This is a genomic window from Alicyclobacillus cycloheptanicus (assembly GCF_028751525.1).
Classification (GTDB): domain Bacteria; phylum Bacillota; class Bacilli; order Alicyclobacillales; family Alicyclobacillaceae; genus Alicyclobacillus_L; species Alicyclobacillus_L cycloheptanicus.
Genome location: NZ_CP067097.1, coordinates 1952058 through 1966395, shown reverse-complemented (window position 1 = coordinate 1966395; position 14338 = coordinate 1952058). Strand labels below are relative to the sequence as shown.

Here is a 14338-nt window from a genome sequence, read left to right as displayed (position 1 = left end):
TCCTTTCATGTACGAATTTGTCATCCTGGCGCCTTCTCTGGTTCTTCCGTCTCGTCCAGCACCCGCCGCAGCGCAACTCTCGAAGGCTCCGGCAGCAATTCGACGAAACGACGCAACCCCATCGAAGTGACCAAGCACATCGCGAGTCGGTCGCGTTCGATGCCGTCTTCATCAAACGGAGTACCGTTCCACAGCTCCCACAGGTGACCGTTCGACGTAGCCATGTTCCACGGCGAAATGCTCAACTTCCGCCCTTCAACAGATGGATAGAGCTGATAAAACGCCATCCAGTCCTCAGCAGTGATATTCTCTCCATCTTCGTGTACCCTACGATGCAACTCGTCGGTCATTTGTCCATTCACCTCTTTTACACAATATAATTGGACTCTACTAATGAGACATGCAATTGGACTTGGCCGCAACAACAGTATAAATGTACTCATGTATCCATACGATCGTCGAACAGTAGATACACCACAAACGGACGATATCAATGGCAGGGAGGCTCTTTACAATTGAAGGGGGGAAATCGTGAAGAAGATCGCTTTCGGTATCGGAGTATGCATTTTCATCGGAGTTGCGGCGACAGGTTGCGGCCAAAGTCAGACAGTACGGCACGGGACCGATACTACACTCGCTCGAGAGTATTCATCGGTAGGACAACTCATTTCGGATAGCTCTGATGTAGTAAAAGGCAAGGCACTCTCGGGGAAATCGTTCACCTACCATGGCGTCACATTCACAGATACCTATTTAATAGTCTCTAAGGAACTCCGTGGTACAAATATACGACCGGGCTCGACGATTGAAGTATTGGAAACAGGCGGACCAAACAGTCCGGTGAATGACGATATTTACCCAATGAAGGATGGAAAGCAATACATCCTGTTTTTGACACCCTATTCCCGCCCTATTCCAGATCAGCAATACGTAATCGTAGGGTCCTATCAAGGACGCTTTGATTTGGAAAGCGGTGACAACATAGCGTCTGTCACCAACAATTCGCCATTGAAGAATGTAACCTCCCTATCAAAGCTGGAAGCCACGGTTACAAATTATCAGTGAGTTGTGCCTCCACCCTTCAATCGAAGGTGTACAGCCAGCGGTACGAGTGTGTTCGCCAGCCCGATCACGATGCAAGTAATCCGACAAGCGGAACTTGGACCGAACTGGGGCACGCGAAACACGGCACGAAGAGCGAGACGACCGGCGGCGAAGAATCTGTCATCGCGCTGTACGCACGCGGCGTAAGCACGCAAGATATCCAGTCCACTCTGCGACACTTGTATGGCGTAGAGCCGCAGGCGGTCCCTGCTGAGTAACGGATCGGAAGACTTGGCCTCGGTGTCAGCTGAGGCGGCTTCAATTGGGCCGCAGGCGATCCCTGCGGAGTAACGACCACTGTCTCTCCCTTGGACTGCATCCAATTTTGAACGCTTCAATGGGGCCGCGGGCGATCCCTGCGGAGTAACGCGGTTTACGGATGGCACGCTCGTTGAAGCGATGGAGCTTCAATTGGGCCGCAGGCGATCCCTGCGGAGTAACTCGTGCAGTCGGATACGAGGGAGATCATGCTTGTCCAAGCTTCAATTGGGCCGCAGGCGATCCCTGCGGAGTAACGTGCCTGCCGCAGGTGATGGACTTTGACGTCGACCGCTTCAATTGGGCCGCAGGCGATCCCTGCGGAGTAACGTCGTACTTGATGTTTTTCAGCCATCCCATGGATGCGCTTCAATGGGGCCGCAGGCGATCCCTGCGGAGTAACTCAGGAAAAGAGTGGCTTATCCTTCGGTCGGCACTGGCTTCAATGGGGCCGCAGGCGATCCCTGCGGAGTAACTGTCCAGTTCCCATCCGTGCGCCTTGAGGATCGCAATGCTTCAATGGGGCCGCAGGCGATCCCTGCGGAGTAACCGCATATGGACCAGGCGCTCCAGCGCAACAATCGGCTGCTTCAATGGGGCCGCAGGCGATCCCTGCGGAGTAACATGGAACCACCCTGAACCAATACGCCTGTATGCAGGCTTCAATGGGGCCGCAGGCGATCCCTGCGGAGTAACTCGGTGAAACATACCGGGTCAGCAACTTTGCACGTGCTTCAATGGGGCCGCAGGCGATCCCTGCGGAGTAACCGTGGTGCTGCCATCTTCCAGCGTCATCGGAGACGTGCTTCAATGGGGCCGCAGGCGATCCCTGCGGAGTAACTTACGTTTAGGTTGTCGGGCGGTTGTTGGTTACAGAGCTTCAATGGGGCCGCAGGCGATCCCTGCGGAGTAACGGGACAAGTTCACTCTCTGTCGACGCTACCGGTATGTTGCTTCAATGGGGCCGCAGGCGATCCCTGCGGAGTAACTACGTTGGACGAGGTGGACGATGTTACCGCGTGCATGCTTCAATGGGGCCGCAGGCGATCCCTGCGGAGTAACGCGCCTCGCGTGAGGGGACAAGCGATGCGGGGATATGCTTCAATGGGGCCGCAGGCGATCCCTGCGGAGTAACTCGAAAACGCCGCCGGAGCGGTGGAGAACGCTGCGAAGCTTCAATGGGGCCGCAGGCGATCCCTGCGGAGTAACATCGTTTCCTATGAAAGACGGCATAAGCCACGGAGAGCTTCAATGGGGCCGCAGGCGATCCCTGCGGAGTAACTTTATGGATTCCTCCTTACGTATTTGGACAAAACAAGCTTCAATGGGGCCGCAGGCGATCCCTGCGGAGTAACGCGGGCAACATGACACCAGGATTCACCGTTCACATGCTTCAATGGGGCCGCAGGCGATCCCTGCGGAGTAACCTCATTTAGCGAACAACGATCACCGAATGGATCGGTGCTTCAATGGGGCCGCAGGCGATCCCTGCGGAGTAACGGCCGCGAGCTTCTGCGGGGTCGTTTGGTCACTCTGCAGCTTCAATGGGGCCGCAGGCGATCCCTGCGGAGTAACGCCTGACGCGGCAGTGAACGCACACAACGCCGCTATGCTTCAATGGGGCCGCAGGCGATCCCTGCGGAGTAACGCCATACTTCTTCTCAAATAGTCTGAGCCGCAAACTGCTTCAATGGGGCCGCAGGCGATCCCTGCGGAGTAACCGCACCGGCCTCGTCCAAGCGATGCTGCGGCATTTCGAGCGATTTGCGCGAACCGCGCGCCGTCCCTTGAAACCGACGCCCGACTACATATGGAAAATGCCGCAACTGGTCCACCGACCGGCCATTCTGAATCGCGAATCCCCCCTTATCGTATCACCACTCCAGGCTCGCGCGGTGCCGAATGAAGACGTCCTGCGTTCAACGAAGCCGAGATCGTCAACGAGATCGTCAAATTGTAGGTTGTCGTCCAATCGTGTGTATCCTGAACCCGATCATTTCACGCCACGTATCAGTTTACCCACGCTTTTCCACGAAGCGGGGCCCCCGCCGCGGCCACCCACCGTGCTACCGGACCGCCGCCGGGTCCTCCTTCGCCCGGCGCAGGGATACCACCACTTCAATGTGACTCGTCTGCGGAAACATGTCCACCGGCTGGATCTCGGCCGCGTCATAGCCGCCATCGGCCAAGCGCCGCAAGTCTCGCGCCAACGTGGCGTGGTTGCACGAGACGTAGACGATGCGCTGCGGCTTGGCGTCCACCAGCGCCTCAATCACGGCCGGATGGCACCCTTTCCGCGGCGGATCGAGCACGGCGACATCGAACCGCTCACCCCGTTGCAGCAGTCTGGGCAGCACCCGTTCGACTTCGCCGACGTGAAACGAAGCGTTGGCAATCCCGTTGTGCGCCGCGTTTCGCCGGGCGTCAGCGATGGCATCCGGCACGCTTTCGATGCCAACGACCCGTTTCGCGGCGCGCGCCAGCAGCAGGCTGATCGATCCCGTTCCGCAATACGCGTCGAGCACCGTATCGGTCGCCTTGAGCTGTGCGTATGCCAGGGCCGTGGTGTACAGCACCTCGGCCTGCTCCGGGTTCACCTGAAAAAACGACCGCGGCGAAATCAGGTACTCGATGCCGAGAATGGTTTCGGTGATGGACGATGCGCCGCACAGCATCTCCACACGCTTCCCCCACACGGGGCCGCCGCGCCGCGACTGCACCGTTCGCGCGACGCCCACCACCTGCGGCAGCGTCAGGAGCGCCTGGCCCGCCTGGGTCAAATCCACACCCGCATCGCGCACCGCGAGTACCACCAGGATGTCGCCGGTCGATCGCGATCGACGGACGATGACGTGGTGCACCGCCGCGGCGTCTGCACCGAGGGTCTGGACGAGGCGCTCTGCCGCGGCCGCGATGACGCGCTCCATCGCCTCGGGCTCCAGCGCGCAGACCTCGGTCTCCACGAGGCGGTGGCTGTTCGGCGCGAAGAAGCCGAGGCGCAGACGCCTGGCCTTCGCATCGTACTCGACGGGCACCTGCACCTGATTGCGATAGCGCCACGGCTTTGCCATGCCGAGCGTCGGCCGCACCGGTACATCCGGCAGCTTTGCCACGCGTGCCATCACCTCTGCGACCACGCGCTGCTTGTGCCGAAGCTGGGCGGCGTAGGCCAGGTGCTGCAGCTGGCAGCCGCCGCAGACTGCGTGGACCGGGCAGGCCGGGGTGATGCGCGCCTCTGCGTCCTGCACGCGTTCCTCCACCCGCGCGCGGGCGAACTGTTTGTCCACCGACACGATCTCGATGCGCGCCCGCTCGCCGGGAAGCAGATTCGGGACAAACACCGTCCAGCCGTCAACGCGCGCCACCCCGTCGCCGTCGTCGTTCAGGCGCAGGGCTTCGACGTCAAAACGGGAGCCAACTTTTGGCGGCGCCGCCCCTTCCTGCATGTGCTGCTCCATCGTGTCCCTCCCCACCATCAAAAAACGCCCGGCCACCATCCCATCGGACAGGGCGCGGGCGTTTGACGTCGCTTACTGCATGGCCTTCAAGCGCTCCACCAGGAGCTTGTTGACAACACCGGGGTTGGCTTTGCCTTTGGATGCCTTCATGATTTGGCCGACCAGCGCCCCGAGCGCCTTTTCCTTGCCGCCGAGGTAATCTTCGACGGACTTCGGGTTGTTCGCGATGGCTTCCTCGACCATGGCGGCCAGCGCGGATTCGTCGCTGATTTGCTCCATGCCCAGTTCCGCGATGAGCGTCGGCGCATCCTTGCCGGTCTCGCACATCGCCTTGAACACCTCGCGCCCCTGCTTCAGGGAGATTTTTCCGCTGGCGACCTCGCGAATCAGCCCGGCGAGCCGCTCCGCCGTCACCGGGGACTGCGACACCTCGAGGTTCTGCGCGTTCAGGTAGCCGAGCACTTCGCCCATCACCCAGTTGCTCGCGGTCTTCGGGTCCGCCCCGGCCGCGACGACGGCTTCAAAGTACGCGGCAGTGGCGTGATCGGCCGTCAACACCCCTGCGTCGTAGGCGGGCAGCTGATACTCGGTCACGTAGCGATCCCGCTTCTGCAGCGGCAACTCTGGCAAGCTGGCGCGGATGCGGTTCAGCCACGCGTCGTCGATGTTCAGTCGCACCAGGTCCGGTTCCGGAAAGTAGCGGTAATCATGCGCCTCTTCCTTGGAACGCATCGACACGGTCGTCTGCGTCGCCTCATCGAAGCGGCGCGTTTCCTGCGTGACCCGTCCGCCGGACGCAAGAATGGCGGTCTGCCGCTCAACTTCGCACTCCAGTGCCTTCTGCACGTTGCGGAAGGAATTCATGTTCTTGACTTCCGTCTTTTGGCCGAATTCCGCGGCGCCAACCGGACGCAGCGAAATATTCGCGTCGCAGCGCAGCGACCCTTCCTCCATGCGGCAGTCGGAAATCTCACAGTACTGCATGATGGACTTGATGGCTTCGAGGTACAGGCGCGCCTCTTCCGGTGAACGGATGTCCGGCTCCGAAACGATCTCGATGAGCGGCACGCCGGTCCGATTGTAGTCGACCAGGGTGTGCGTGCCGTCCGCTGCGTGCATCGACTTGCCGGCGTCCTCTTCCAGGTGCACGCGAACGATGCCAATGCGCTTGCGCTCTCCGTTCACATCGATTTCCACGTACCCGTGTTCGCCAATTGGCTGGTCGAACTGCGAAATCTGATACCCTTTCGGCAAGTCCGGGTAAAAGTAGTTCTTGCGGTCGAACTTGCAGTCCTGATTGATGCGGCAGTTCAAGGCAACCGCGGCGCGAATGGCCAAGTCCACGGCACCTTTGTTCAGCACCGGCAGAGTGCCCGGATGACCGAGGCAAATGGGACACACGTTGGTGTTCGGCGGGGCGCCAAAGTTGGTCTTGCAGCCGCAGAAAATTTTACTGTTGGTCTGGAGTTCTACATGAACTTCCAGGCCGACGACGGTTTCAAACTGCTGTGTTTCGCTCATCGTCGTACTCACTGTGCCACCCCCACGCTCGGCGCCGGTAACACATCGCCGCGGGCTTGCTCATAGGCGTGTGCGACGCGCAGCAAGGTCTTTTCATCAAACGCGCGGCCCAGGAGCTGCAAACCGACCGGCAGTCCGTCCGAAAGGCCGCAAGGCACGCTGATGCCAGGAATTCCCGCGAGGTTCGCCGGAATGGTGTAGATGTCGTTCAAGTACATCTGCAGCGGGTTGTCGGTCTTCTCGCCAAACTTGAACGCCGTCGTGGGTGCTGTCGGCGTCGCGATCACATCACAATGCTGGAACGCCGCTTCAAAATCCCGCAGAATCAGCGTGCGCATCTGCTGTGCGCGCTTGTAGTAGGCGTCGTAGTAGCCGGAAGACAGCGCGTAGGTGCCAATCATGATGCGCCGCTTCACTTCCATCCCGAACCCTTCGCTGCGAGTGCGCTGATACATCTGCAGCAGCGTCTCACCTTCGGCCCGGCGGCCGTACCGCACACCGTCGTAGCGGGCGAGGTTGGAGGACGCCTCCGCTGGCGCGAGCAGATAGTACGCCGCGACTGCATAGTGGCTGTTCGGCAGCGAGACTTCCACAACCTCTGCCCCCGCCTGGCGCAGGGTGTCGATCGCGCCGTCCACCGCAGCCCGCACGCCGGGCTGCAGGCCTTCCGTGTCAATGTCGCGAACCACGCCGATGCGCAGCCCCTGGACACCTTTCTGCAAGTCGGCGGTAAAGTCTTCCACGTCGGCGGGTGCGCTCGTGGAATCGAGCAAATCACGGCCGCTGATGAGGTTCAACACATACGCGGCATCCTCAACGGTCCGCGTGAACGGGCCAATTTGGTCGAGCGAGGACGCGAACGCAATGAGTCCAAACCGCGACACGCGTCCGTAGGTCGGCTTCAACCCGACCACGCCGCAAAATGCCGCTGGCTGGCGGATCGAGCCGCCCGTGTCGGAACCCAGCGCAAACGGTACCAGTCCTGCTGCCACAGCCGCCGCAGAGCCGCCGCTGGAGCCGCCCGGCACCGCGTCCAGGTCATACGGGTTTTTCGTCTTTTGATATGCGGAGTTCTCCGTCGAGGACCCCATCGCGAACTCGTCCATATTGGTCTTCCCTACCATGATGCCGCCGGCCGCACGGAGCTTCTCGGCAACGGTGGCGTCGTAGGGCGGTATGTAATTCTCGAGAATCCGGCTGGCCGCGGTCGTGCGAATGCCCGCCGTGCACATGTTGTCCTTGAGCGCATACGGGACGCCGAACAAGGCCTTGCCCCGTTCGTCCGCAGGGGCGTCGTCGAGCGCCTTCGCGCGTGCCGTGGCCCCTTCTTCGTCAACGGTCAGAAAGGCCCCAACTTGTGGGTCCACTTGCCGGATGCGCCGAAGGACATCCGCGGTCCACTCCGACGGCTTACTTTCGCCGCGCTGCAGCGATGCGAGAATCTCCTTGACAGTATTCGTGGACACGTCTCAACCCTCCAGTACAGCGGGCACGCGAACCTGCTCGCCATCGTGATCGGGCGCGTTTGCCAAAGCGGCATCCCGCGCCAGGCTGGGCCTGGATTCGTCTTCCCGCAGGGCGTTCGTGAGCGCCAGGGGGTGACTCGTAGGTGGCACATCAGTCAGATCGACAGATTGCAACAACTCCGCATACCCGATGATCTCGGTCAGCTGCGTGGACAATCTCGCGACCTCCTCGTCACTGACAGCCAGCCGCGCCAAGGCCGCCACGTGACGCACCGCGTCTTCCGTGATTTTCAAGACTTCTCCCCCTTTGGTTGCCCATGGCACATCCGTGCCTCAGTACCAGCAACTTGTCCAATTGACTCTTATCAATATATGGGATGAAACGGTGGAAGGGCAAGTTTTCGGGCATGCATCGAGCGGGGGGCAGACTCTGTGCTTGAATTCACGCAAGGATCCACGCGGCCAAGTCTGCTGAATGCACTTGGCCGATGCAAGCTTCGCCGATAAAAGCCTTAATGAACCGCCAGCGTCACCAGCGTGACGACGATGGACGCGAGCGAAAAGCAGATGCCGACCAGGTAGAGGAACGCCACGGTCTGGATTTGGCTGAGGCCGGAGCGCATCAGCATGTGGAACGTATGGCCTTTATCAGCCACATAAATGGGCCGGTTGCTGCGCACGCGCCGGATCACGACCCATACCGTATCCATGATGGGGACCCCAAGCGCGAGAATCGGCACAATCAACGACACCAGGGTTGCGCTTTTGAACGCCCCGTCGACAGCAATCGCCGCCAGGACGTAGCCCAGGAACGTTGCCCCGGCGTCCCCCATAAAAATACGCGCTGGATAAAAATTGTGACGCAGAAAGCCAACCGCGCTGCCCATCAACACGACAGCAAACACTGCCATCGCAGCCTGCCCTTTGAGCAAGGCGATGAAAAACAGCGTCATCGCGGAAATGGCGGACAATCCCGCGGCGAGGCCGTCCACCCCGTCGAGAAAGTTAATCATGTTGGTAATGGCCACAACCCACACAATGGTCGCCAGCGAAGACAGCCACACTGGGAACATGAAGAAACCATGGTGGAAAGGCAGGTTGACCCCTTCGATGCGAATTCCGAACGCCACCAGCACCAACGCAGCCACAATTTGCATCAGAAATTTTGGCCAGGCTTTGAAATCCTTGCCTCGGGTCTTGTAGTAATCGTCAATGACGCCCACCGCGAAAATCAACAGACCGCCAATGGCGATGCCGCGAAAGGTCGCGCCTGCGTGGCCAAAAATCCAGGCCGTGACAACGAAGGCAAAGTACATCGACAACCCGCCAAGGAGCGGTATGGGCTCCTTGTGAATCTTCCGGTGGTTCGGCCTGTCGACGAAACCAATGCGCAGGGCGAGTTTCCGGATATAGGGAACGGTCACATAAACCAATAAAAATGCAACAACAAAACTGACAACATAATACCAAGCACCATACATGGTGTTTTTGAACCCCCGTCCTTGGCGCGGTGTCACACCGCGGGCATCCGCTGTTTTCACAGTCATTCGCTGCGGAACAAAACGTTTCTGGAGGTTGACTATGAAATTTGGGTGACAGCAGCCCTCGGCCGCACCCAGCCGTCCTCATTATAGCAGAGTCTCACCCACGCACAATATACACCTTTCAACCTACAGTTCTGGCCCGCGCTTGGCATGTCTGTTGCGGCAGCATCATACATTTCAGAACAGGCGAATGCCTGAGCCTACAGGAACAGGAGGGATAACCATGATGCTGACCTCCAACGAACTCATTCTTGCATGCGTCATCGGCGTACCAGCACTCATCGCCATCGGCCGCTTGTCGACGCGTGTGACCTGGTTTCACGCCAAGACCGAAGAAAAGTATACGGTACCGGAATTCATTCGCGGCCGGCAGTAGCCCCTGGCGTCGTCCTCTGCGGCGTCCTGATTGCTGCTGGCAGTTAGGACGCCACGGGCGCGGGGTTAGTCTTCCACATCCAGTCCCGCTTCACGCAGCTTCGTCAGAAACGCGGCTTCATCCAAAATCTCGAGCTCCGGTTTTTCTTTGGAGGCAATCAGCGCGCGGGCTTTGTCGAGCTTTGACCCAGCCTTCTCACCAGCAACCAGTACGTCGGTTTGCTTACTGACGCTCCCGGTGACTTTTCCCCCAAGTGACTCCACCAACTCGCCCGCCCGCTTGCGGTCCATCGTTTCCAGCGTCCCCGTTAACACGAACGTCTTTCCCGCAAACCAGGAAGAGGCGCCTGCCGGTGATTCGCTGGCAGATGCCGGACCGCCGCGCCCGCGATAGACCATATTTACGCCTGCTTCCGCGAGGCGTTCCACCAGCCGCTGAACGTCTGGCGTCGCGAAGTAGCGGACGATACTTTCCGCCATCTTCGGGCCGATTTCCGGAATCGCCTGAAGCTCGTCTTCCGACGCGTGCATCAGATTGCGCAGCGTGCCAAAGGACCTGGCCAACGTGCGGGCCGCTTTCTCTCCCACCAGCCGGATGCCCAAGCCAAACACGAGCCGTTCCAGCGAATTCTGCTTGCTTCGCTCGATGGCGCCCAGCAGATTGGCGGCGGATTTTTCCCCCATGCGCTCCAACGACATCAGCGCTTCCCGGTTGAGGGCGTACAGGTCAGCGACATCGTGAATTAACCCATGTTCAAGGAGCTGCGTGACCCACTGTTCACCGAGTCCTTCAATGTTCATCGCATCCCGCGAGGCAAAGTGAATGATGCTCTCGCGAATGAGCGCCGGACACGACGGATTCACGCACCGCCACGCAGCCTCCCCCGCCAGCCGCACCAGGGGTTGGCCGCACTGCGGACAGGTTTGTGGCATGGCGAACGGAACTTCGTCCCCCTTGCGCATTTCCGGGAGGGAACGGACGACTTCAGGAATAATGTCCCCAGCCTTTTGCACGACAATCGTGTCGCCGATACGGATGTCCCGTTCTCGAATCAAATCCTCATTATGTAAAGAAGCGCGCGAGACCGTCGTACCCGCCAACTGGACCGGATCAAAAATGGCCGTCGGCGTCACCGCCCCCGTGCGGCCCACACTGAGTTCGATGCCCCGCAGCACCGTCTCCGCCTGCTCCGCCTGGTACTTGTAGGCGATGGCCCAGCGGGGACTCTTCGCCGTGAACCCCAGCTGGCGCTGCAGGGTGAGGCTGTCCACCTTAATCACCATGCCGTCTGTCGCGTACGGCAGTTCGTGACGCTTGGTGTCCCAGCTTTCCACAAAGGCGATGACGTCGTCGATGACGTCAAACACCCGCCACTCCGGATTCACGGGCAGCCCCAGCGATGCTGCGTATCGCAGGGCCTCGGAGTGTGCGTCCACGAACCGCTCTGCCTCCACCACCGTATACGTGAAGAGGGACAAACCGCGCGAAGCGGCCACCCTCGGGTCCAGCTGCCGAAGGGACCCTGCCGCCGCGTTGCGCGGATTGGCAAACAGGGGTTCGCCGCGGGCCTCGCGTTCTGCATTCAGCCGCACGAACGCCGGTTTCGGCAGGTACGCCTCGCCGCGGACTTCAATGTCCACCGGCTCTGTCAACTGCAGCGGTACGCTCCGAATGGTCCGGATGTTGGCGGTGATGTCCTCCCCAATGACCCCGTCTCCACGCGTCGCCCCCCGGACGAGCCGCCCCGCTTGATACCGCAAGGACACCGCCAGTCCGTCAATCTTCAACTCACACACATACCGCACAGACGCGCCCACCGCTTCGCGCACGCGCGCGTCAAACTCCCGCAGTTCGTTTGCACTATAGGCGTTGGACAGCGACAGCATGGGGACTTCATGCGTCACCTTCGCAAACCCTTCCGCCGGGCGCCCGCCAACGCGCTGGGTCGGAGAATCGGCCGTCACCAAATCCGGATGCGCCGCCTCAATCTCCAGCAGTTCCCGCATCAGAGCGTCCCACTCCGCGTCGGTGATTTCTGGATTGTCCAGTTCATAATAACGCCGGTTGTGATAGGCAATCCGCTCGCGCAGCTCCTTCGCGCGCTGTGCCGCCTCAGCCTTCGACATCAACGTCCTTCCCCTCCTTGGATGCTGCTGTGACCTTGCGAATGGGTGCGAATTGAGCCAGCAGCCGCTTGATGCCAACTGGCGCCGGAAACGCGATGGTCAATTCCACGTCTCCGTCGCTGCCAGCGGTGTCGATCACGGTGCCAATCCCCCACTTGCGGTGCTCGACCTTGTCGCCCGCTTTGTAGGTGGCCGCCGGGTCCTTCTCGAACGGCGCGGCCCCGCGCTTTGCGCCTGCAGAGCGCCCAGTAGAGCCCCCGGTCCCCACCCGCCGGAGGCCGCGCAGGCCGCCCCCGGACACGGTGCGCTCACCCGTGCTCAGCCGGCCGTCGCCGAATGCGTCCGACGCACGCTCCAACAGGTCAGCGGGCATCTCGTCGATAAACCGCGACGGGGTGAAGTGCCGAAACTCGCCAAAAATCATCCGCGAGGCGCACGTGGTCAGGTACAGCTTGCGCTTCGCGCGCGTGATGCCGACGTAGCAGAGCCTGCGCTCCTCCTCCATCTCCGAATCCATGCCGAGCGCCCGGCTGTGCGGAAAAATCCCTTCTTCCATCCCCGCCAGAAACACGATGGGAAACTCGAGCCCTTTCGCGCTGTGCAGCGTCATCAGCACCACCGCGTTTTCATTCGTCTCGGCGGAGGCGGCGGGCTTGCCGCTGTTCAAGTCGGTGTCCGCCACCAGCGCAACCTCCGACAGGAACGTCTCCAGCGCCTGGTCGGGCGTCTCTCCTTGCCAAGCCGCGTCAAATTCTCGCGTCAGCGACAGGAACTCATCCAGGTTTTCCACCCGGGCTTCCGCTTCGAGGGTCTTTTCGGCCTTCAACATGGCGCGGTATCCGGAGCGTTGATAGAGCTCCTCAGTGAGTTCCGTCACCGACAGAAAAGGTTTCATCTGCATCAGCCGCTCTATCAGTTGAACGAATTCCGCCAGCGCGATCGCGATTTTCCCACGCACCCCGACCGTTGAGGCGTGTGCCAGCGCGTCCCACAGTGACAGGCCGCGATCGGCAGCGAACGCCTGCAGCTTGTCCAGCGTGCCATCGCCGACGCCTCGTTTGGGGACGTTGATGATTCTCATCAGACTGACATCGTCCGCCGGGTTCGCAATCAGCCGCAGGTAGGCGAGAATGTCCTTGATTTCTTTTCGTTCGTAGAACTTCAGTCCGCCGTAAATCCGGTACGGAACCCCGTGCTGTAACAGCACCTCTTCCAGCACACGGGACTGTGCGTTGGTCCGATAGAGAATCGCGCAGTCCTGATAAGTGCTTCCCTGCCGGCACGCCTGCTCAATCTGCTCCACGATGTAACGCGCTTCGGCGTGCTCATTGACCGCTTCATATAACGTCGCCTTTTCACCGGCCTCGTGTTCGGTCCACAATTCCTTGTCTTTCCTCTGCCGATTGTTCCGAATCACGTGGTTGGCGATGCGCAGGATGGTCTTGGTCGACCGATAGTTTTGCTCCAGACGAATGACCTGCGCCTGTGGGTAGTCCCGCTCGAACTGAAGGATGTTTCGAATGTCGGCCCCCCGCCAGCCATAGATGGACTGGTCGGAGTCCCCCACGACGCACAGATTTTGATGTTTCGCGGCGAGCAGCGACACCAGACGGTATTGGGCATGGTTGGTGTCCTGGTATTCATCGGCGTGAAGATAGGTAAATTTATGATGGTAAAAGTCCAGGACGTCAGGCGCCTGTTCAAACAGCTGCACCGTCTTGAACAGGAGGTCGTCAAAGTCGAGCGAGTTGTTCACGCGAAGGCGGCGCTCATACTCCAGATACACGTTGGCCACAACTTTTTCATACGGATTGCCCGCTTCGTCGTGCAGCCGGGCAGCCGTCTTCAGTTCATTCTTCGCGCTGCTGATGGAACTCTGGATTGCGCGCGGGTCGTACCGCTTGGGATCCACGTTTTGATCTCTCAAAATGCGCTTGATGGCCGTCAGCTGGTCACCGGCGTCCAAAATGGTGAACCCTGGCTGAAAGCCGATGCGTTCAATGTCCCGCCGAAGAATGCGCACACACATCGCGTGAAAGGTCATCGCCCAAACGTCAGCGGCCACGGGCCCGACCCACGACTCGATGCGTTCGCGCATTTCCCGCGCTGCCTTGTTGGTAAAGGTAATGGCCAGAATGCTCCAGGGGGCGACCCGGCGCACGGAAATCAAGTAGGCGATGCGGCGCGTCAACACACTGGTCTTGCCGCTGCCTGCGCCTGCCACCACAAGCACCGGGCCTTCGGTCGTCTGAACCGCCTGCTGCTGCTGCGGATTCAGGCCCGACAAGATGTCATCCTGACTGGGTATCGTGTGAAGCAAGAGGGAACCCACCTTCCTGGAACGAGCAGCGCTCTGCTCCACCCCCATTATAGAGGCTGCGTGGGCGAGCGGTCATTCTGTGATCGCAAGCTGCTGCTCGGCTCCATTATAGAACAAATGTTCGCTGCCACCAAGGATTGGATAAGGCGCGTTGGTTGACGCACA

Annotated in this window: 10 protein-coding genes and 1 CRISPR repeat array; of the genes, 2 read left to right on the top strand and 8 right to left on the bottom strand. The window is 60.2% G+C overall.

The window, feature by feature from the left end; genetic code table 11:
* Nucleotides 1–20 precede the first annotated feature (20 nt).
* Nucleotides 21–350 (bottom strand): hypothetical protein, encoded by a 330-nt coding sequence (locus JI721_RS09105; RefSeq protein ID WP_274454565.1) that lies wholly within the window; start codon nt 348–350, stop codon nt 21–23.
* 181 nt (nt 351–531) lie between these two features.
* Here JI721_RS09105 and JI721_RS09100 point away from each other — a divergent pair, with 181 nt between their 5' ends.
* Entirely contained in the window at nt 532–1065 is a 534-nt protein-coding gene (locus JI721_RS09100; protein WP_274454564.1) for a hypothetical protein, read from the top strand.
* A 294-nt stretch (nt 1066–1359) separates the two neighbouring features.
* Nucleotides 1360–3083: a CRISPR direct-repeat array (repeat unit 37 nt; unit sequence GCTTCAATGGGGCCGCAGGCGATCCCTGCGGAGTAAC).
* Between the two features lie 345 nt (nt 3084–3428).
* Here JI721_RS09100 and rlmD read toward each other — a convergent pair.
* From rlmD to JI721_RS09075, 5 genes are all read right to left on the bottom strand, one after another.
* Nucleotides 3429–4838, bottom strand: coding sequence for a 23S rRNA (uracil(1939)-C(5))-methyltransferase RlmD (gene rlmD / locus JI721_RS09095; protein ID WP_274454563.1), 1410 nt, complete (start codon nt 4836–4838; stop codon nt 3429–3431).
* A 54-nt stretch (nt 4839–4892) separates the two neighbouring features.
* Nucleotides 4893–6341: an Asp-tRNA(Asn)/Glu-tRNA(Gln) amidotransferase subunit GatB gene (gene gatB / locus JI721_RS09090; RefSeq protein ID WP_274457769.1), complete on the bottom strand. Its 1449-nt coding sequence runs from the start codon at nt 6339–6341 to the stop codon at nt 4893–4895.
* An 8-nt stretch (nt 6342–6349) separates the two neighbouring features.
* Nucleotides 6350–7807, bottom strand: a complete 1458-nt coding sequence (gene gatA / locus JI721_RS09085) for an Asp-tRNA(Asn)/Glu-tRNA(Gln) amidotransferase subunit GatA (protein ID WP_407654012.1) — start codon at nt 7805–7807, stop codon at nt 6350–6352.
* A 3-nt stretch (nt 7808–7810) separates the two neighbouring features.
* Nucleotides 7811–8101: an Asp-tRNA(Asn)/Glu-tRNA(Gln) amidotransferase subunit GatC gene (gene gatC, locus JI721_RS09080; protein ID WP_407654011.1), complete on the bottom strand. Its 291-nt coding sequence runs from the start codon at nt 8099–8101 to the stop codon at nt 7811–7813.
* Between the two features lie 218 nt (nt 8102–8319).
* Nucleotides 8320–9324 (bottom strand): MraY family glycosyltransferase, encoded by a 1005-nt coding sequence (locus tag JI721_RS09075; protein WP_407654009.1) that lies wholly within the window; start codon nt 9322–9324, stop codon nt 8320–8322.
* Nucleotides 9325–9574: 250 nt separating this feature from the next.
* On the opposite strand from JI721_RS09075, the gene JI721_RS09070 reads away from it, so the two are divergent.
* Nucleotides 9575–9727, top strand: a complete 153-nt coding sequence (locus tag JI721_RS09070; protein ID WP_274454561.1) for a hypothetical protein — start codon at nt 9575–9577, stop codon at nt 9725–9727.
* Between the two features lie 65 nt (nt 9728–9792).
* Here JI721_RS09070 and ligA read toward each other — a convergent pair whose 3' ends face one another.
* Both ligA and pcrA read right to left on the bottom strand, forming a co-directional pair.
* Nucleotides 9793–11853, bottom strand: a complete 2061-nt coding sequence (gene ligA / locus JI721_RS09065; RefSeq protein WP_274454560.1) for an NAD-dependent DNA ligase LigA — start codon at nt 11851–11853, stop codon at nt 9793–9795.
* Entirely contained in the window at nt 11840–14173 is a 2334-nt protein-coding gene (pcrA, locus tag JI721_RS09060; protein ID WP_274454559.1) for a DNA helicase PcrA, read from the bottom strand. Before pcrA ends, ligA begins: the two co-directional genes overlap by 14 nt.
* Nucleotides 14174–14338: the final 165 nt, after the last annotated feature.